This is a genomic window from Archangium lipolyticum, assembly GCF_024623785.1.
Lineage (GTDB): Bacteria > Myxococcota > Myxococcia > Myxococcales > Myxococcaceae > Archangium > Archangium lipolyticum.
The window spans coordinates 519,004-536,799 of the sequence record NZ_JANKBZ010000005.1; the positions used below are offsets into that span (position 1 = coordinate 519,004).

At 67.4% G+C, this 17,796-nt stretch carries 17 protein-coding genes; 9 read left to right on the plus strand and 8 right to left on the minus strand.

Annotated features, from left to right (window positions below):
• The first annotated feature begins 1 nt into the window (after position 1).
• Positions 2-1,267: a phospholipase D-like domain-containing protein gene (locus tag NR810_RS14955; protein ID WP_407653783.1), complete on the plus strand. Its 1,266-nt coding sequence runs from the start codon at positions 2-4 to the stop codon at positions 1,265-1,267.
• A gap of 13 nt (positions 1,268-1,280) precedes the next feature.
• On the opposite strand, the gene NR810_RS14960 is transcribed toward NR810_RS14955, so the two are convergent.
• Positions 1,281-1,781, minus strand: a complete 501-nt coding sequence (locus tag NR810_RS14960; RefSeq protein ID WP_257453210.1) for an ureidoglycolate lyase — start codon at positions 1,779-1,781, stop codon at positions 1,281-1,283.
• Positions 1,782-1,981: 200 nt separating this feature from the next.
• Here NR810_RS14960 and NR810_RS14965 point away from each other — a divergent pair, with 200 nt between their 5' ends.
• Together NR810_RS14965 and NR810_RS14970 are read left to right on the plus strand one after the other, a co-directional pair.
• Complete coding sequence (locus NR810_RS14965) at positions 1,982-2,434, plus strand: VOC family protein (protein ID WP_257453211.1); 453 nt, start codon at positions 1,982-1,984, stop codon at positions 2,432-2,434.
• Between the two features lie 32 nt (positions 2,435-2,466).
• Positions 2,467-3,111, plus strand: a complete 645-nt coding sequence (locus NR810_RS14970) for a DUF1349 domain-containing protein (protein WP_257453213.1) — start codon at positions 2,467-2,469, stop codon at positions 3,109-3,111.
• Here the strand turns inward: NR810_RS14970 and NR810_RS14975 are convergent.
• The 3 genes from NR810_RS14975 to NR810_RS14985 are packed head-to-tail and all read right to left on the minus strand — an operon-like array spanning position 3,099 to position 7,137.
• Entirely contained in the window at positions 3,099-4,160 is a 1,062-nt protein-coding gene (locus NR810_RS14975; protein WP_257453217.1) for a M48 family metalloprotease, read from the minus strand. The genes NR810_RS14970 and NR810_RS14975 overlap by 13 nt on opposite strands.
• Entirely contained in the window at positions 4,157-4,729 is a 573-nt protein-coding gene (locus NR810_RS14980) for an SH3 domain-containing protein (protein ID WP_257453220.1), read from the minus strand. Before NR810_RS14980 ends, NR810_RS14975 begins: the two co-directional genes overlap by 4 nt.
• Before the next feature lie 2 nt (positions 4,730-4,731).
• Entirely contained in the window at positions 4,732-7,137 is a 2,406-nt protein-coding gene (locus tag NR810_RS14985; RefSeq protein WP_257453222.1) for an adenylate/guanylate cyclase domain-containing protein, read from the minus strand.
• A gap of 194 nt (positions 7,138-7,331) precedes the next feature.
• Between NR810_RS14985 and acs the strand changes: the two genes are divergently transcribed.
• Both acs and NR810_RS14995 read left to right on the plus strand, forming a co-directional pair.
• Positions 7,332-9,281 (plus strand): acetate--CoA ligase, encoded by a 1,950-nt coding sequence (gene acs / locus NR810_RS14990; RefSeq protein WP_257453224.1) that lies wholly within the window; start codon positions 7,332-7,334, stop codon positions 9,279-9,281.
• Between the two features lie 148 nt (positions 9,282-9,429).
• Complete coding sequence (locus tag NR810_RS14995; RefSeq protein WP_257453225.1) at positions 9,430-9,711, plus strand: hypothetical protein; 282 nt, start codon at positions 9,430-9,432, stop codon at positions 9,709-9,711.
• 145 nt (positions 9,712-9,856) lie between these two features.
• Here the strand turns inward: NR810_RS14995 and NR810_RS15000 are convergent, their stop codons facing one another.
• Positions 9,857-10,675 carry a hypothetical protein gene (locus NR810_RS15000; protein WP_257453226.1) on the minus strand — a complete coding sequence of 273 codons (819 nt, stop codon included), beginning with the start codon at positions 10,673-10,675 and terminating at the stop codon, positions 9,857-9,859.
• 440 nt (positions 10,676-11,115) lie between these two features.
• On the opposite strand from NR810_RS15000, the gene NR810_RS15005 reads away from it, so the two are divergent.
• Positions 11,116-11,961 carry a hypothetical protein gene (locus NR810_RS15005; protein WP_257453227.1) on the plus strand — a complete coding sequence of 282 codons (846 nt, stop codon included), beginning with the start codon at positions 11,116-11,118 and terminating at the stop codon, positions 11,959-11,961.
• Between the two features lie 114 nt (positions 11,962-12,075).
• Here the strand turns inward: NR810_RS15005 and NR810_RS15010 are convergent, their stop codons facing one another.
• A complete protein-coding gene (locus NR810_RS15010; RefSeq protein ID WP_257453229.1) occupies positions 12,076-12,996 on the minus strand; it encodes a LysR family transcriptional regulator in 921 nt (306 codons plus the stop codon).
• A 126-nt stretch (positions 12,997-13,122) separates the two neighbouring features.
• On the opposite strand from NR810_RS15010, the gene NR810_RS15015 reads away from it, so the two are divergent.
• The 3 genes from NR810_RS15015 to NR810_RS15025 all read left to right on the plus strand — a co-directional run bounded on the left by NR810_RS15015 (position 13,123) and on the right by NR810_RS15025 (position 16,346).
• Positions 13,123-13,914, plus strand: coding sequence for an SDR family NAD(P)-dependent oxidoreductase (locus tag NR810_RS15015; RefSeq protein ID WP_257453230.1), 792 nt, complete (start codon positions 13,123-13,125; stop codon positions 13,912-13,914).
• 164 nt (positions 13,915-14,078) lie between these two features.
• Positions 14,079-15,506: a hypothetical protein gene (locus NR810_RS15020; protein WP_257453231.1), complete on the plus strand. Its 1,428-nt coding sequence runs from the start codon at positions 14,079-14,081 to the stop codon at positions 15,504-15,506.
• Positions 15,507-15,620: 114 nt separating this feature from the next.
• Entirely contained in the window at positions 15,621-16,346 is a 726-nt protein-coding gene (locus NR810_RS15025) for an alanyl-tRNA editing protein (protein WP_257453232.1), read from the plus strand.
• On the opposite strand, the gene NR810_RS15030 is transcribed toward NR810_RS15025, so the two are convergent.
• Together NR810_RS15030 and NR810_RS15035 are read right to left on the minus strand one after the other, a co-directional pair.
• Positions 16,343-17,143, minus strand: a complete 801-nt coding sequence (locus NR810_RS15030) for a hypothetical protein (RefSeq protein WP_257453233.1) — start codon at positions 17,141-17,143, stop codon at positions 16,343-16,345. The two genes, NR810_RS15025 and NR810_RS15030, sit on opposite strands and share 4 nt — an antisense overlap.
• An 87-nt stretch (positions 17,144-17,230) precedes the next feature.
• Positions 17,231-17,686 (minus strand): hypothetical protein, encoded by a 456-nt coding sequence (locus NR810_RS15035; RefSeq protein ID WP_257453234.1) that lies wholly within the window; start codon positions 17,684-17,686, stop codon positions 17,231-17,233.
• Between the last annotated feature and the right edge of the window lie 110 nt (positions 17,687-17,796).

The following is a 17,796-nucleotide window of genomic DNA, read 5'->3' on the forward strand; positions in this document are numbered from 1 at the left end:
CATGCGTGAGCGGGAGGTGGGGAGCGGTTCGGAAGTCAGGGTGAGAACCGGGGAACAGCCGGAGCAGGAGGTTGATTGTCCGCCTGCCCATGCCCCGGTGTGGAGCCCGCAGGTCTCCTCGAGGCTGCTCGCCCGCTACTACCTGCCGCGTGAGCACGCGCCGCTCCGAGGCAACGCCTGCCAGCTGCTGCGCGATGGCGTGGAGGCCTACCCGGCCATGCTGACGGCCATCCGGGAGGCCCGCCGCTACATCCACCTCGAGACGTACATGTTCATCTCCGACGCGGTGGGAGAGCTGTTCGGAGAGGCGCTGGCGGAGGCGGCCGAGCGCGGCGTGCACGTGAAGGTGCTCTACGATGCGCTGGGCTCCTGGACGAGCCGGCGTGACTTCTTCGAATCCCTGCGCGCGCGTGGGGTGGACATCCGTCCCTTCAAGCCCTTCAACAGCCTGAGCCGGGGCCTGCGGCACCTGCTGCGGCGCGACCACCGGAAGATCCTCGCGGTGGACGGGGAGGTGGCCTTCATCGGCGGGGTGAACATCTCCGCCCACTGGGCTCCCGAGGGGGAGGGGGGCTCCTGCTGGCGCGACGACGTGATGCGGGTGGAGGGGCCGGCGGTGTACGAGCTGGAGCGCCGCTTCGTGGCCACCTGGCGCATGGCGTTCCAGGACCGGTTCCGCTCCTGGCGCGAGAGCCACCGGCGGCGGCGTCTGGCCGCGGGGCAGCGCAAGGGAGAGGTGGGCCTGGCGGTGCTCTCCAGCCGCCGGAGCATCCACCGTGCGTACCTGCACGCCATCTCCCGCGCGAAGCGCAGCGTGCTGGTGGCCGCCGCGTACTTCATCCCGGACCGGAAGATGGTGGCCGCGCTGCGCGAGGCCGCCCAGCGCGGGGTGGAGGTGAGCCTGCTGCTCAACGCGAAGAGCGATCACCCCTGGCTGGTGCACGCCACGCGCGCCTTCTACGAGAAGCTGCTCACCGCCGGAGTCCGCATCTTCGAGTGGGAGCGCTGCGTGCTGCACGCGAAGACGGCGGTGGTGGACGGGGTGTGGGGCACCATCGGCTCGTTCAACCTCGAGCGGCTGTCGCTGCTCTTCAACCACGAGGTGAACGCCGTGTTCGCGGACCCGCGAATGGGGCGCCTGCTGGAGGAGTCCTTCCGCAACGACTGCCAGGGTTGCCGGGAGGTGGACCTGGACGTGTTCCGCCGTCGGCCGCTCTGGCAGAAGCTCTTCGAGCGGGTGCTGTACGCCTTCCGCAAGATTCTCTGAGCGCTCGCGAGGCTCAGTCGCTCGACACGAGGAGGGGAGTGGCGAGGGGGTGCTCCTCGCAGTCCCGCGCCGAACCGTCCTCCCAAGCGAGCATCAGGAAGTCGGCCGGCCCATCGAGCGCGATGATGGGGTGGTGCCAGACGCCGGCGCGGTAGTTGACGCCCTGGCCGGGGCCGCAGACGAAAGCGCGCAGACGTGAGACGTCCGGCTCACCGCGCGCGTCGTCCGGACACACGACGACGAGGAAGCGCCGGCACGCGAGTGGCACGAACATCTGGGTCGAGCAGGGGTGACGCTCCAGCAGACGCACCTCGAAGGGGAGGGCCTTCGCCACGGAGCGGAAGACGGCCAGGTTGGGCTGGGCCCCCGGGCGGCTGCTGGTGAGCTGGGCCACCCGATCATACCGGGTGGCCGTTCCCTGGTTGGCGCTGGAGCCACCAGCGAGCTCCAGACCGATGACGTCGCCGAAAGGGGCGAACTCCTCTCGTGTGAGTGGCCGCGCTTGGATGGGCATGCCGGCGGAGTCTACCTCGGGGCGAATGGGCGACGTTGACTGCGGGGAGGCCGTCTCCTAGCTTTCCCACCGTCGAAAAAGGCCGGATCGGTTTTCTGGTGAGCCCGATCCCTTCCCACCCGGGAAGCTCTGCTCCGCGCGTTGCGCGAGAACCCACGACGAGAATCCCTGTGTGTGCACAGGGCGCTCGGGTGGGTTGCATGAGAACGCCTCACGACATCTCGAATGGCGACCCTTCCGGGCACTGGCCGGTCATCCCGATCGCGCCGAACCTCCTGAAGGAGATTGCCATGCGGTTGAATCACCTCGATCTGTTCGTTTCGGATGTGCCCGGGGCTCGCGACTTCTTCGAAGCCTTCCTGGGCTTCCGCTGCGAGACCACGAAGGGGAGGGATGCGATGTCCATCCTGAGGGATGAGAGCGGCTTCGTCCTCGTCCTCAGTCAGTTCCGCAAGGACAGCCCGACCCAATACCCCACCGACTTCCACATCGGCTTCCTGCAGGAGACGGAGCAGGCGGTTCGTGAGCTCCACGAGCGGCTCACCGCCGCTGGCGTCGAGAACGTCTCCCCGCTCGACCAGAGGCGCGGTGCCCTGCTGTTCTATTTCCGCGCTCCGGGTGGGGTGCTGGTCGAGATCAGCTGGCGCCCCTGAGCCCTTCCCATAGGCTCCACTCCTCCACCACCATGACCGCCTCCTTCCAGCCCCTTCGAGAGTCCTTCACGAGCCCCTCCCTCGAGCCGCGCCTGCGCTGGTTCCACGAGCCGAAGCAATGGTCCGTGCGGCCCGGGCAGCCGGGGCTCGTGCTCACTCCCGATGCATCGACGGACTACTGGCAGCGCACGCACTATGGCTTCCAGGTGGACAACGGGCACTTCCTCCACGCGCGGGTGGAGGGGGACTTCGTGCTCGTCACGCGCGTTCGTTTCCAGCCGGTGCACCAGTACGACCAGGCGGGATTGATGGTGCGCTTCTCTCCGGACTGTTGGCTGAAGACCTCGGTGGAGTTCGAGCCGCACGGCCCCAACCGCCTGGGCTCCGTGGTGACGAACCAGGGGTACTCGGACTGGGCCACCCAGGACCTGCCCCAGGAGGTGGACGAGGTGTCCTTCCGCATCCGCCGGGAGGGCGCGGACTACCTCGTGGAGACGTCCCTGGACGGCACCCGCTGGTCACAGATCCGCATGGCGCACCTGCACGAGGACGGACCAGGGGTGATGGCCAACGCGGGGCTGTATGCGTGCAGCCCCAAGGGGACGGGCTACGTCGCGCGGTTCCACTTCCTGAACCTGGAGCCCGGCCGGCTCGGGGCCGCCGCTCAGTTCGAATGAGCGGTGGTGCCCGTGCGCCGGGACTGGAGCGTATCGCGCAGGGGCACGACCTTCGTCTGGGAGAGGTCCACGGAGGTGGTGAACTCGTCATCCGTGGCGCTCTTGCGCAGCTTCTTCAGATGCTCGGTCAACCTGGACTGCCGCTTCTGCTTGCTCGGGTGGGCGGTGGAGAGCCCGCTGTCCGGCAGCTTCGACAGGAAGGCCACGTACTCCTCGGGGGCGTAGCCCGCGGCCGCCATCAACTCCACGGCCTCGGTGTCGGCGGCGAACTCGTCCTCCTGGCGGAAGCCCTTCTCGGTGATTCGCGCGACGAAGCCGTTGGTGATGGCCTGGATGAACTCCTTGCTGAGGTCATCGAACTTGAATCCCTCCATCTGGGACCCGAGCTTCGTGAACGCGTCACGCAACTCGGGAATGGCGAGCATCCGCGAGAGCTCCTGAACCTCGGAGCCGACGCCCTTCTTCACCTGCCGCGCGCCCTCGGCAACCGCTTGGGACGCCGTCTCCTTCAGTGCGCTCGCCCGCTCGGCACGCACCGCGCCCTCGCATTCACTCAGCAGATAGTCCTGGTACTCGTGCAGGGCGTGCTTGCCAGTGATGTGGGCGATCTCATGCGCCAGCACGCCCGCGAGCTGGGCCTCGTTGTCCAGCTGTGCGAGCAGCCCCTCGGAGACGAAGACGTAGCCGCCCGGTCCGCTCACCGCGTTGACTCCCTCGGACTGGAGCACTCCGAACGTCCAGGGCAGGGTCGGCCGGCTGGACTGCGCCGCCAGGTTCTTCCCGATCTTGTTGAGCTGGACGTGCAGCGCGTGGGCGTCCCGGTGGGTGGTGAGCCCTCCGCCCCGGCTCACCCAGTTGACGCTCACCGCTCCTCCGAAGGATTGCTCCTCCTCGAAGGAGATGACGCGATTCTTCATCGCGTCGCACTCCTTCTGCATCTCGTCGGCGCGGCGGTCCGCTTCCTGTTGGGAGGCCAGGTACTGTTTGCAGGTCCCGAATCCGCACAGGAACAGACACGACACGAGGAGTGGCCATCGGCGCCTGTTCATCGCTTGCTTCCCTTCTTCGTCGACGCCTTCGCCACCTTGGAGTCACCCACCACCTCGGGGAGCCCGCCCATCCGGGCGTACTCGGCCACCTGCGCGTCGTCGATGGAGGCGGCGAGCTGCTCGAGCTCGATGAGCTGCCCGACGCTCTCGGGTTTCTTCAGCGTCTTGCCGTACGTGATGGCCCCGGGCCCCAGGGCCTTGATGGCCGCCGCCGAGGACGCGAACGCCTCCGGAGACAGCGGCTTGCCCGGGTTCTTGCTCGTCACCTCCATCGAGGGCGGCGAGACGGCGAGGTTGGCCTGATAGATGAACCCCTCGACGGAGGGCTTCTTGTCCAGGGCGACCCGCACCTTGCACCACGGTGTGCCGGCGACCCGGCCCGTGTAGGTGACCGCCTTGCCGGGTTGCAGCACCTCGAGCGTGTTCGCGGTGGGGCTGCTCGACGCCTTCAAGTGGGTGTTCTTCGCCTTGATGTACAGCGTGCCATTGGGAGGAGACACGGCCAGGGCCGTGCCTCCGGTCATCATGCACACCAGCGCCAGCAGCGCGGGACGTCTCTGACGGCTCATGGTCACTTCTCCAGGCTCGCCACGCCATCGAAGGGCAGGGCGGGGGGATTCAATGCGTAACGCTCACAACGCGCAAGGAGCGCCCGGCTGGGGCCGTCCTCGGGGTCCGCCGTGAGCGCCTCTCTCAGCTCGTGAGACGACTCCGCGAAGCGGGCCTCCCGGTAGAGCGCGAGCGCCCGGTGGTAGCGCTCCACGGTGGCGCGCTTCGCCGCGGGCAGCTCTCCGGCGCGGGCCAGCAGCTCGTACACGGTCACCGCCTCCGCCTTGCCCGCCACCCGCACCCGGTCCAGCTCCCGCGCCTCGATGTGTCCGCGCGCCAGCTCGTAGGTGCGCGGGCCGATCATGATGACGGTGTCATAGGCCTTGTTGGCGCCCTCCAACCGGGAGGCCAGGTTCATGCCGTCCCCGATGGCGGTGTAGTCGAGCAGGTGCTCGCTGCCGAAGTTGCCCACGAACATGTCCGCGGAGTTGAGGCCGATGCGGGTGTAGACGTCCGGCAGGCCCTCCTTCTGGAGTTCGGCGCGGAGCGCGTCCACCTCGGCGCGCACGGCGAGCGCGGCGTGGCAGGCGCGGACCGCGTGGTCCTTCATGTCCAGCGGCGCGCCGAAGAGACACACCACCGCGTCGCCGATGTACTTGTCCAGGCAGGCCCCGTGCGCCATCAGCACGGAGCTGACCCGGGTGAGGTAGCGGTTGAGCAGGGCCACCAGCGCCTTCGGGTCGTCCTTGAATCGCTCGCTGAAGGAGGAGAAGCCGCGGATGTCGGAGAAGAAGGCGGTGATTTCGCGCGTCTCACCTTCCAGCGAGGGCAGCTTCTGCTGCTCCACGAGCTGATCCACCAGCGTCTTGTCCAGGAAGCGGTTGAAGGCCTCGCGCAGCCGCTCGCGCTCGCGGTTGGCGAACATGTGGTTGAAGGCCACCGCCGACAGTGAGGCGAACTCTCCCGCGTAGGTGGGCATGGCGTTGAGCACGTGCACCTGGCCGTACTCGAGGAACACGCCGGTGACGAGGAAGAAGCCGAAGTAGAGCAGCAGCGGCCAGGCGATCTCCAGCAGTGGCGAGCGGGCGAGCGTGATGAGGACCACGGACAGGAGCGCCACGAAGAAGGTGAGCAGGAGCGAGACCCAGAAGGGGGCCTCGGTGATGAAGCCGCCGGACAGGAGCGCCTCCAGCATCACCGCGTGCTTGACGAGACCGGGGGCTTCGCTCTGGAAGGGCGTGGCCTTCACGTCGCCGGTGCCCACGGAGAGCCCACCCACCAGCACCACCTTGTCTCGGAACGTGCCCTCGGGGATGACGGGCACGTAGGGCGTGCCCTTCGTCCGGTGCTCCTCCTGGCGCGCCCAGTCCTCCAGCACCGCGTACACGCTGATCGCCTCGAACCGGTCCTTCCACGCGCCGCCGAAGTCCAGCCCGGCGCTGCCGTCCGGATTGATGGGCAGCTCGCGGGAGCCAATCCTCAGCCGGCCCGGCGTCAGCTCGACGCGCTCGGCACCGAGGATGTCCGCCACCGCGGCCACCGACAGCGTGGCGTAGGTGTTGGTGCCGTCCGAGTACGCGAAGCGGGTGCGGCGCAGGCGCCCGTCCTCGTCCTCCTCCAGCACCACGAGCCCGAAGCCCGGCGTGGTCCGCACCAGTCCCGGCAGGGGCGGCACCGGGTGGCGCATGAGCCGCTCCCCCTTGTCGCTCGACCGCTGCCCCAGCGAGGGCAGGGTGAGGCCTGGATGGTTCAGGGGGAATGCGAGCGCTCGCGCCACCTCCTCCGGCGACAGGGCGGGGGGCCCCTCCATCTCGACGAAGTCCTCCCCGGTGACCCCTCCCGAGGGCACCACCTCGACGAAGTCCTCCTCGGACGTGCTGGCGGAGCGCACGTCCGGCGGGGGAGCGGATGGCGGCGTGGGCCCGCGGGGGAGCCGGTTGACCGGCTGTACCCGAGGGAGGGCGGGCTGGCCCGCGTTGACGCTGAAGCCGAGCGTGAGGGGGATGCCACGCTCCTCCAGCACCTGCGCCAGGGCGAGATCATTGCTCTCGTCGGTGCCGCGCTCGTCCATCACACCGTCGAAGACGATGGCGCGCGCGCCCTCGTCCACCAGGTGCTCGAAGACGCGCGCCCAGAGGTTGCGCGAGTACGGATAGACGCCGTAGTTGCGGACGTACCGCTCGTTGTCGCGGATGCCCTGGAGCGTCTTGTCGTCGATGCCGACGATGACGACGTCCTGGGAGCGCGGCTGCCCCTTCGTGAAGAAGGTGAGGCCCTGGTCATAGGAGGCGCGCTCGGCATCGCCCATGTTCAACAGGTCGTACTTCTGGCAGAGCGCGGCGCAGACCGTGGCGAGCACCGTCACCAGCAACGTGAACTTCCAGCTGTTGCGCAGCCGAAAGGCGTAGACGCGGAGGTTGGGTTTCACGGGGTGGCTCGAATGAAACGATGCGTCATGTGCCCGGTATGTTACGGAAGGTAACGCCCGTTTCCGCACGTGACGTCTCGGTTCCTTGCCTTCCTGGTGCAACCTGCTGGAATCACGGGCTTTCCACATGGGGCACGAGGCTTGCCTTGCGAGGTGCCCCATCCAAACCCATCCCGACCCCTGGGGGAAACACCATGCTTTTCGCGCCGAAGGAGCCCATCACCGCGCAGGCCCGCGTGAAGAGTCTCGACGAGTATCGCCGACTCTATCGCCAGAGCATCGAGGACCCCGTTGGCTTCTGGGGTGAGCAGGCGAAGCGGCTCGACTGGTTCCACGCGCCGACGAACGTGCTCGACGTGGACCTGCAGGAGGTGGACTTCTCCTGGTACGGCGGTGGCCGGCTCAACGCCTGCCACAACGCGGTGGACCGGCACCTTCAGAAGCACCCGGACAAGGTGGCCATCATCTGGGCCGGCAACGAGCCGGGGCAGTACCAGCGCATCACCTACCGCGAGCTGAAGCACCAGGTGGCGCGCGTGGCCAACGTGCTCAAGGCGAACGGCGTGCAGAAGGGGGACCGTGTCTGCATCTACATGCCCATGTCGCCCGCGGTGGCCTACACCATGCTGGCGTGCGCGCGCATCGGCGCGGTGCACTCGGTGGTGTTCGCCGGCTTCTCCGCCGACTCCCTGCGTGACCGCATCCTCGACTCGGGGGCGCGCATCGTCGTCACCGCCAACGAGGCGCCGCGCGGTCCCAAGGCCGTGGCCCTCAAGACGATCGTCGACCAGGCGATCGACGGCCTCACCCAGGTGGAGACGGTGCTCGTCAGCCGCCGCACCGGCACCTCCGTGGCCATGAAGGCCGGCCGCGACAAGTGGCTCGAGGACGAGATGGTCAAGTACCGCTCCACCTGTCCGGTGGAGTGGATGTCCAGCGAGGATCCGCTCTTCATCCTCTACACCTCGGGCAGCACGGGCAAGCCCAAGGGCGTGATGCACACCACCGCGGGATACCTCGTCTACGCGGCCATGACGCACGAGTACGTCTTCGACATCCGTCCGGACGACATCTACTTCTGCACCGCCGACGTGGGGTGGATCACCGGCCACAGCTATCTCATCTACGGCCCGCTGCTCAACGGCGTGACGACGGTCATGTTCGAGTCCACGCCGATGTACCCGGACGCGAGCCGCATGTGGCAGGTGGTGGACGACCTGAAGGCGACCATCCTCTACACGTCGCCCACGGCGCTGCGCGCGCTCATCCGCGAGGGAGACCAGTGGGTGAAGAAGTCCTCGCGCAAGAGCCTGAGGATTCTGGGCAGCGTGGGCGAGCCCATCAACCCCGAGGTGTGGCGCTGGTACCACGACGTGGTGGGCGAGGGCCGCTGCGACGTGGTGGATACGTGGTGGCAGACGGAGACGGGCGGCATCCTCATCACGCCGCTGCCCGGCGCCACGCCGACCAAGCCCGGTAGCGCCACGCTGCCGTTCTTCGGCATCGAGCCGGTGCTGGTGGACGAGAAGGGCCAGGAGATCCAGGGCAACGACGTCTCGGGCAACCTGTGCCTCAAGCGGCCGTGGCCGGGCCAGGCGCGCACCATCTGGGGAGACCACCGGCGCTTCCGCGAGACGTACTTCTCGGCGTACCCGGGCATGTACTTCACGGGTGACGGCTGCCGCCGGGACGAGGACGGCTACTACTGGATTACCGGCCGCGTGGACGACGTGCTCAACGTGTCCGGCCACCGGCTGGGCACGGCGGAGATCGAGAGCGCGCTGGTGGCGCACGATGTGGTGGCGGAGGCCGCGGTGGTGGGCTTCCCGCACGACATCAAGGGCACGGGCATCTGCGCGTACGTGACGGTGAAGCCGAGCGGGCAGGAGATGAACCCGGAGCAGCTGGTGGGGGCGCTGAAGGAGCAGGTGCGCCGCATCATCGGGCCGCTGGCGACGCCGGATCGCATCCGGGTGGTGAGCGGGCTGCCGAAGACGCGCTCGGGGAAGATCATGCGCCGCATCCTGCGCAAGGTGGCCGAGGGCCAGACGGACAGCCTGGGAGACACCACCACGCTGGCCGAGCCGCAGGTGGTGGAGGAGATCCTGGAGCTGGAGAAGCGCGAGTCCCAGCGCGGACGCTGAGGCTCGGGTAGGCGGCTGAAGCGCGTGAGGGCCCGCCCTGAAAGAGGGCGGGCCAGCAGCACGGTGGCCCTTGCGTCCCATGTCGGCCCATGTCGACATCGCCCCTCCTTCGTGGCTCGGTGCATCCGCCAGGATGGGAAGGAGCATCATGGACGTCATCTCCCTGATGGGCTGTTCCGTCGTGCTGCGCTCGGGGATGGAAATCAACTGCGTCACCGCGGCCCTGCTCATCCTCGCGGCCCTTGGGATTCGCTTCCTGCCCAGGCTGATGGAGGAGCGCCCTCCGGAGCCGCCACCGCCACCGCCGGACGCTCCCCTTCAGAACACGGGCAGTGCGAGGCGCTCGGACGAGAACCGGGCGCTCGCCATCGTGCTCGGCGCTGTCTTCCTCATCGGAGCCCTGATCGCCTGGGCTTCGAGCGCGGACTGACAGGGGACTTCCCAGGGCATCCAGGCGCTGCGTCTAGCGATTGGCGCTCGGGTGTTCCGCCGCCCTCACTACCAGGTCAGCCCGGCCCCGGAAAGCGGGCACTGATGAGCCAGCCCCGGGCGCAGGGCACACGAACCTCACGCGCTCACTGCCCGAGAGACTGGGGTGGCGGCTTCACGCTGAAGATGGGCAAGTAGCACTTGCCCTGGTGCTCATAGAGGTTATCCGGGCAGGGGGCCTTCAGCTCGTGAGGCACCCAGCAGGCACCGATGAGCTCGACCTCGGTGTAGCGCGTGCAGGGTGGACGTTTCTGTCCTTTGAAGGGCTCTTGCGGGAGTGGTCGGGCGAGCACGTGTTCTCCCTGGGACGTGCTGTCCGCGAGCCAACCGTCGTTGACGGGGTCCGGCATTCCAGTGGCTTTCGGTCCGCCTTGGTCACCGTGGCTCACGGGCGCTGGCGGGGCATTCGCTACAGGCTCCGGACCGCTCGGAAGTTGGGATACTGAAGACAGACGAAACAGGGCGAAGAGCAGGGCGCCCACCGCGGCGGCCCCCGCCAGTCCCCATCCCGGGTGCCACCGGAGGCGGCGAGGTCCGGACTCGGCGGTGAATGCGCGAGCCATGCGCCCCACGGCTTCGTGCACATCCTCCAAGGTGGACACCAGCGACTCCACCGATTGCCTGTCGGGAGCCACGGACCACGGGGTCTGCTCCACCTCCATGGCGTCGTAGCCAGGCGAGGCCGAGGTGATGATGCGGACCCGCAGGTCGCTCAGCGGCCCCGTCCGCCCCTCATCCCTGGCGGCGGGCTTGAGCACCAGGGCCGGCGCCCCGCTCGTCTCGTGCGTGGCCCGGTAGAGCTCCCCCTGGCTGTGTTCGTCCTGCGGCACCTGCTCCTGGAGTTGGTACGGCCCCAACTGCTCCGCTTCCTCCCGGCGCGACTCGGGCTTCTCCTGCTCGTCCATGCGTGCTCCTCGCTGGCCTCCCTCATGCCCGAGGCCCAGCCCCATTGCTCGCACGGAACCGAGCCCATGCACCAGGAGGTATGCGGTTCCCTTGGGGGCTTCCTACTGAGCTCGTCGTTGTCGAGGCGTGCTGGCATACTCCGAACGGACTGCGAGGACCTATCAGCTGACCAGGTTGGAAGACGTAGCTGGCACCGGGCTTCGTGTCTGGCTGGACCGCGCCATCGGCCTGCTGCCGGATGAGGCATTCCCCGCGCTCGTCGCCAACTACGTCTGCCTGGAGGATGTCGTTGCGGACGGCCGGGCAGAGCCCGACCTGCTTCACAGCATCCGTCGCTTCCATCCTCTTCCACTCTCCGGTCTGTTGACGCCAGACTCCTGGCCCCCGGCCTGGCGGGTGATGCGGACGGGGAAAGCCGAGGTGTCCCATGGGAAAATGGATGAACGTCGCCTTCGTGCAGACGGCGGATCTCGGGCGGCTCGAAGCGGCGGTGGAGCGGCTGCTCGAGGAGGCCGGGCGCCACCAGGTGCGTCCCCCGCCGCGCACGCCCGAGCCCTACGATCCGATGCAGTACGGGCATGGCGAGGACGTCCCCCGCTGGGGTCTCGCGGGCTTTCTCGCCTTGCCGGGCTGGTGCGCCCTGCGGAGCGCGCCCTACGAATTGCTCATGGAAGGGGAGGCACCGCTCCTGGCGCGCCTCACCGAGCAGCTCGGCACGGTGGGTTTCCAGTACAACCTCTACGATAGCACCGAGGAGTTCCTGTTCGAGGCGGATGCGCGGGGGAGCTTCGAGCAGTCGGGCCTGGGCGGCAGCCACAACTGGCAGCGCCTGTGGCGAGGAGCGGAGCCGCCCATGGAGCGGCTGGAGGTGTGCTTCCGACGCGTCGACCCGGGCCCCGCAGCCCGGCTCGCTCGCGAGCGCTGGCCGGATCTGTGGGTGTCAGAGATAGCCTCTTCGGGGCCAGAGGAGGAGGCGCTCCGAGCCTGGCTCGCGGCTGTGGGCGGAGAAACATTCACGCGCCAGTACCCTGGAGGGCTCCTCACCCGGTGGCGCGCCCACCCGGCCTACGTGGTGCTCGCGATGGTGGCTGGCCAGGACGCCTCGTTCCTGAGCGGGGACGTGAAGGCGGAGGCAGTGCGCCTGGTGTTCGGCGGCGAGGCCGCAGAGTACTGCGACAATGGCTTCCTCGTCGAGACGCTCATCCCGCACGCCCCCCTGCCCCTCAGCCCCGCCTTCGTTCTTTATGGCGACCGAGATCCGCCCTCGCGCTCACGACGCCGATGACCCTGCGCTGTTCCTCTGCACTGCCTACGAGCGCTTCCCGGAAATTGGCGGGCGCTCCACCCCTTGAGGCCCGGCACGGCTCGCGGTGGCCGTGCTCGAGGTCGCGCCTTCGGCTCACCGGGACCCACCCGCCAGCGGCGAGGCCTTCATCGTGTCCACCATGTGGCGGATGAAGGCACGCACGCGGTGCGGGACCTGCCCGCCTCCTACGTGGACGGCGTGGATCTGCTCCAGGTCGCCCGGATTGTATTTCTCCAGCAGGGGGACGAGGCGCCCGGCCTCGAGCTCCGCGGCCACATGCCACAGGCCCAGGCGGCCGATGCCCACCCCGTTCAGGAGCATCTGCTTCAGGGTCTCGCCGTTGTTCACCTGCACGCTTCCCGCGACGACCTGTTGAGTGATGCCGCCCGCCTCCCGGAAGGGCCAGCCACTGCGGGCGCGCCGGAAGTTGAAGGTCACGCAGTCGTGGCGTCGAAGCTCGTCTGGCGTTTTCGGCGTGCCCTTGCGCTGGAGGTAGGCGGGTGAGGCGCAGATGACGCGGCGGCTCTGCCCGAGCTTGTGCGCGAGCAGCGCGCTGTCGGGCAGGTCGCCCGTGCGAATGGCGACATCGGTCTTCTGGGCGAGCAGGTCGACCACGTCATCGGTCAAGCTGAGATCCACGATGACGTCGGGGTAGCGCGCGAGGAAGGCGGGTAGGGCGGGGACGACGAACTGGGAGCCAAAGGGAATCGACGCATTGACGCGCAGGCGGCCCCGCACCGCGCCCGCGGCGGCGGCCTGCTCGGCCTCGTTCAACTCCTGGAGAATGCGCTGTCCCGCCCGGTAGTAGGCTTCACCTTCCTCGGTGAGGCTCAGCGCGCGGGTCGTCCGCATGAAGAGGCGGGCGCCAAGACGGCTCTCCAGCCGGGTGATGAGCTTGCTGACCGCCGAGGGGGTGAGTCCCACGCTCCTAGCGGCCGCGGAGAATCCCCCCTCCTGCACCACCCGCAGGAAGACCTCCAGTTCGCCGGAGCGCTCCATGAGGATGCGCGCCATTCGTGAATCCCGTTCACAAGTATTGCAACCATCCTGTGAATGTTCATCCCGGCACGCAAGGGTTATTCCGTCTGCATCACGGCACGGCTCACGCCGCCCCTTCCTCAAACCCGACTGGGAGTTCTCATGGACCTGCAATTGAACAAGAAGACCGCGCTGGTCACTGGCGCCACGGCCGGCATCGGCCTCGAGATCGCGCGGACGCTGGCTGTCGAGGGCGCCGAGGTCATCATCACCGGCCGCGCGCGGGCCAAACTCGACCAGGCGGTGGAGGACATCCGCTCCTCCGGCGGCAAGCACATCCGCGGCGTGCTGGCGGATGCGGCGACCGCCGAGGGCGCGGCCTTGATCCAGAAGGAGGCGAGCGACGTCGACATTCTCGTCAACAACCTGGGCATCTACGAGAGCAAGCCCTTCGCCGAGATCTCCGATGCCGACTGGCTTTCCTACATCAACATCAATGTGATGAGCGGCGTGCGGCTGTCGCGGGCCTACTTCCCGGGCATGCTGAAGCGCAACTGGGGACGCATCATCTTCATCTCCAGCGAGTCCGCGCTCACCATTCCTCCGGACATGATCCACTACGCGACGACCAAGACGGCGCAGCTCTCCATCTCGCGGGGTCTCGCCAACCTGACGAAGGGCACGAAGGTGACGGTCAACTCGGTGCTACCGGGACCCACGCACTCGGAGGGCATCGTCGACTTCCTGCGCAGCGTGTCCAGTGAGCCCGAGGCCCCGGCCGATAAGATCGTGACCGAGTTCTTCGCCAGGCACCGGCCGGCCTCGCTCCTGCAGCGGATGATCGATCCGGGGGAGATCGCCAGCCTGGTCGCCTATCTGGCCAGCCCCCTGTCCGCCGCGACGAACGGCGCGGTGCTCCGTGCCGAGGGAGGTCTCGTCACCACCATCAGCTGAGGAGGGCGCGGAGAAGCCCGGCCAGGGCCTCGTCACGCAGTCTCGTCCAGTGCTCCTGGCCACAGTGCGCAATAGGATGACCGCGGCCACGAGTCGGGGCAGGCTCACAGGGGCGCCTTCCGCACGCCGCGGAGCCGTTCAGAAATCCTGTCGAGGGGTGGAGCATGAGCGCAGTCCGTCCGGGCCGACGTTCGTCATCTTGGGTTCTATTCCTGGCGCTCTCCGTCGCGGGAGTGCTCGCTGGCTGCAGCTCGTCCTCGAATGAGCCGTCCGACGAGAATCCGCCACCCGACGCGGGAAGTCCCGACGCGGGGCCTCCTCCTGATTTCACCTGGGGCAGTGGCACGGACACCGGCAAGCTCGAGGGCAACGTGTGGACCCCTGGGCGTGACGCGAAGGGACTCGTGAACCAGGTGTCGTGGGCGCTCGTCCCCAAGGGGCGGTGGATCGAGGTCGCTGGTACGCCGCTCACCTCGCTCGACGCGGACGTCAAGGCGGCGCTTCCTGGCTTCCGGGATTTCGGCTCCGGAGGGATCGCCGCGGTCATCAACGCCTATTCCGGCGTGGCGGTCGACGCGCCTCGCGCCCGCTGGTGGGCCTTCGGCGGCGGGCACGCCGACAGCTCCAACAACGGCCTCTACCGCTTCGACATGGCGAAGATGCGCTGGAGCATCGAGCAGCTCCCCGACAACTCGGCGAACTGGGCAGACGTCACCTATGGGAACACGTACAGCACCTACCCTCCCGCCGTGGCGTACGCCAAGGCCCACCCGGACAGCGACGTCTTCTCGGATGAGTTCTTCGACCCGGACCGGCCCGCCGCGTCGACCGGCAACCCGGTGGCCCGCCACACGTACAACGGTCTTGTCTACAACCCGGACCTCCAGGAGGTGGCCTTTGGCGTCCGGCGGATGTGGCGCTACAGCCTGACCACCCACACCTGGAAGCGCCACAACCCCTTCAACACCCCGGGCGCCACCTACGACGGGGCGACCGGATACGGCGGCTCGTCCGGCTGGACGTTCTGGGACGAGGTGAAACACCGCTACCTCTTCGGCCCCACGGAGAACTACAGCTATTCGAGGTGGTGGTCCTTCGACACCGACGACCAGTCCTGGAACTGGGAGACCGTCACTCCCCCCGCGTGGTTTTTCGCCCAGATGGTCAGGGTCGGTCGCAAGCTGGTGAGCTTCCCCTACCCGGAGTCGCAACACGGCACCTTCCCTCCGCAGTTCATCACGTACGACATGGATACGGGGAAGTGGGAGCGCCTGCTCCTGGGGCACGACCTCGAGCTCTCACGCTGCTACACCGATTACTTCGAGGGAATGATCTTCACCTACGTGCCACCGCTCAACCGTTACATCGCCGCGTTCCCGTACGACCGCGACGGGGATGGGCGCTTCGAGTACCGGACCTTCGAGATCGACGCGGTGACCCTCGAGCTCCGCGAGGCGCCGGAGTACGAGGCCGGCGCCTTCGGCGGGTGGCACGAGCTCGTCAAGAACCGCTTCTTCTACCTGGCGACGCACGACGCCCTCGTCTACGTGCGCAAGGGAGAAGAGAACCTGCGCGTCTTCCGGCTCCCCTGAGCCAGCACCGCCTGGCCTGGCGCGCGGATGTCAGGAAGTCAGGCGGATCGTCGTCTGGGCGCGGACGAAAGACTCCAGCAGCCATCCTTTCCGCCAACAAGGAGACGTCCCCTCATGACGATCAGGCTCTTCCTCGAGGACTCGTACCAACGTGAGTTCAACGCGGAGGTACTCGAGAGCGCGGACGGATGGTGTGTCCTGTCACGAACGGCCTTCTACCCGGGAGGTGGCGGTCAACCCTGCGATCGCGGCCACTTGAGCCTGGAGGGAGACACCATCGCGGTCTCCGAAATCCGAGAGGACGATGCGGGCCGGATCTGGCACCGCATCGAGCGAGAGCTCGCGGCGGGCCAGGCCGTGCGAGGAACCCTCGACTGGTCCTACAGACACGCACTGATGCGTCATCATGGCCTGATGCACGTCGTCAATACGGTCGCGCGCCAACATTTCGGGGGTGTCATCACGGGCGTGCAGCTCGGTCCCGAGGAGTCACGCATCGACTTCAAGCTGACCGGTTTCTCTCGTGAGCAGCTTTCCGAGCTGGAGGGCCGCGTCAATGACGTGCTCCAGCACGGCCACACCGTCACCTCCTCGGTCATCAGCGAAGAGGAGTTCCGCGGGCGGCCCGAGCTCATTCGAACCCTGAATGTCCTCCCACCGATCGTGGATGGGAAGGTGCGGATCGTCGAAATCGAAGGGTTCGATGCACAAGCCTGCGGCGGAACGCATGTGCACTCGATGCGCGAGATCGGACGGGCGCGCATCAGGAAGTTCGACAACAAGGGCAAGGACAACAAGCGATTCTATTGGACGCTGACGGCTCATGAAGCCGATGCCTAATGCCGCCCCAACTCCCTGTCCCAGGCAGCCAACTGCAAGGTCACCGTGTATTTGTAGGCGCTGGAGAAATCCTCGAAGTCCTTCGAGGGAAGCGCGGAGAGGCGCTCGCGCAGGAAGCCCGGGTCGCTGAGCACCTCGCGGTTCTTGAATTCGGCGTCTTCCTCCACCAGGACAGGCATCAACCGGAGCACGGCCTTCATGCAATCCTCCCGGCTCGCGCGAGCCATGCGCTCTACCGTCAAGGCCATGTGCTCGCGGACCGAGGCAGGGCCTCCGGGGCACCATGCGTCCAGGGTCTTGCGGTAGATGTCATCCATGAGCTCTTCCAGCGTGTACTTCTTGCCGAACCAGAACGCGTAGCGAGGACCCTGGAGCACATCCCAGAAGCGGAGTATCGAGGCGAGCCGGTTCGCCATGCGCTCAGCGCTCCGCAGCGGGGGCGGAGACACGGCATGGTAGATAGCCCCCCAAGGAGTGCCCAGGCAGAAGGACTCGAACTCGTCCCCCATGCGCTGGTGCTTCTCTTCAGGGACACCGTCATCCAAGCTCATGAAGACGTCGACGAACATGTGCATCCACCAGCGTGGGCGGTTCAAGTCGAATTCGGCCCCCGAGTGCATCACCAGGATCTCGCCGGGCGGCACCTGGCTCATCTGCCGGGGCTGGGGAAAAGCACCAGTCTTGAGATACTCCCGAGCCCACCAGCGGCCCTCGGCTCTCACCTTGCGGCGGATGGCGGCGGTGGTGCCGTAGAGCCACGCAGGAAACTCAAGCACCGGGGACTGTTCCGTGGTCATGGCTTTTCGCCGTACTACAGCGGTCAGGTGTTCCTCAAGCGCCAGCCACTTTGCTCGCTCCAAGAGCGGCAGCCGCCTCCCGCCCGCTCAGCGGCAGTCCACAGGCAGGTAGGCCTGACCCTGGAAGCCCTTGGGACGTTCGCCCCCTTCATAGGCAGCCCAGATTGCCTGCCCGGCCAACTCGCCGCGTCGCTCTACCTCTTCCCTGGGCAACTCTTCTTCCTTCTGGGCCGCTCGCTCCCTCCAGGATGAATTGGGGTTCTTACGCCGGTAGCTCCAGCGATACAGAGTTACCCCAGGCTCTGGCGTGCGCCAGGACAACTTCCAGAGTGCTCCCCCGTTCTCGAATTCGATGAGGAGGGCTCCTTCGAAGCCGGTGCCTCCTGCGAGCTTCTTGGCAGGCTCAACAACCTCATTGAGCGCCGCCAGGTAGCGCCCCGCCTGTTCTCTTCCTTCCCTGCGTGACTCCTCATCGTCCGGCTTGATCTCGAACAGCACGAAGGCGCGGATATCTGTGATGTCCGGGCTGAGCCATCCCCTCATATTGGACCGAAAACTTCCCGGAAAACGGGTTGTTCGGCCAGCAATTCAACGAATCGAGCCATCAAGGGCAGAAGCGTGTCTTCGGGCATCATGGGAATGGCCTGGTAGTA

Coding starts and splice junctions, on each gene's coding strand:
- NR810_RS14980 (WP_257453220.1), bottom strand. CDS start 4,729: ATGAGCCGTCAGAGACGTCCCGCGCTGCTGGCGCTGGTGTGCATGATG.
- NR810_RS14970 (WP_257453213.1), top strand. CDS start 2,467: ATGACCGCCTCCTTCCAGCCCCTTCGAGAGTCCTTCACGAGCCCCTCC.
- NR810_RS14960 (WP_257453210.1), bottom strand. CDS start 1,781: ATGCCCATCCAAGCGCGGCCACTCACACGAGAGGAGTTCGCCCCTTTC.
- NR810_RS15035 (WP_257453234.1), bottom strand. CDS start 17,686: ATGAGGGGATGGCTCAGCCCGGACATCACAGATATCCGCGCCTTCGTG.
- acs (WP_257453224.1), top strand. CDS start 7,332: ATGCTTTTCGCGCCGAAGGAGCCCATCACCGCGCAGGCCCGCGTGAAG.
- NR810_RS14965 (WP_257453211.1), top strand. CDS start 1,982: ATGAGAACGCCTCACGACATCTCGAATGGCGACCCTTCCGGGCACTGG.
- NR810_RS14975 (WP_257453217.1), bottom strand. CDS start 4,160: ATGAACAGGCGCCGATGGCCACTCCTCGTGTCGTGTCTGTTCCTGTGC.
- NR810_RS15030 (WP_257453233.1), bottom strand. CDS start 17,143: ATGACCACGGAACAGTCCCCGGTGCTTGAGTTTCCTGCGTGGCTCTAC.
- NR810_RS15015 (WP_257453230.1), top strand. CDS start 13,123: ATGGACCTGCAATTGAACAAGAAGACCGCGCTGGTCACTGGCGCCACG.
- NR810_RS15010 (WP_257453229.1), bottom strand. CDS start 12,996: ATGGCGCGCATCCTCATGGAGCGCTCCGGCGAACTGGAGGTCTTCCTG.
- NR810_RS15005 (WP_257453227.1), top strand. CDS start 11,116: ATGAACGTCGCCTTCGTGCAGACGGCGGATCTCGGGCGGCTCGAAGCG.
- NR810_RS15025 (WP_257453232.1), top strand. CDS start 15,621: ATGACGATCAGGCTCTTCCTCGAGGACTCGTACCAACGTGAGTTCAAC.
- NR810_RS15000 (WP_257453226.1), bottom strand. CDS start 10,675: ATGGACGAGCAGGAGAAGCCCGAGTCGCGCCGGGAGGAAGCGGAGCAG.
- NR810_RS14955 (WP_407653783.1), top strand. CDS start 2: ATGCGTGAGCGGGAGGTGGGGAGCGGTTCGGAAGTCAGGGTGAGAACC.
- NR810_RS15020 (WP_257453231.1), top strand. CDS start 14,079: ATGAGCGCAGTCCGTCCGGGCCGACGTTCGTCATCTTGGGTTCTATTC.
- NR810_RS14995 (WP_257453225.1), top strand. CDS start 9,430: ATGGACGTCATCTCCCTGATGGGCTGTTCCGTCGTGCTGCGCTCGGGG.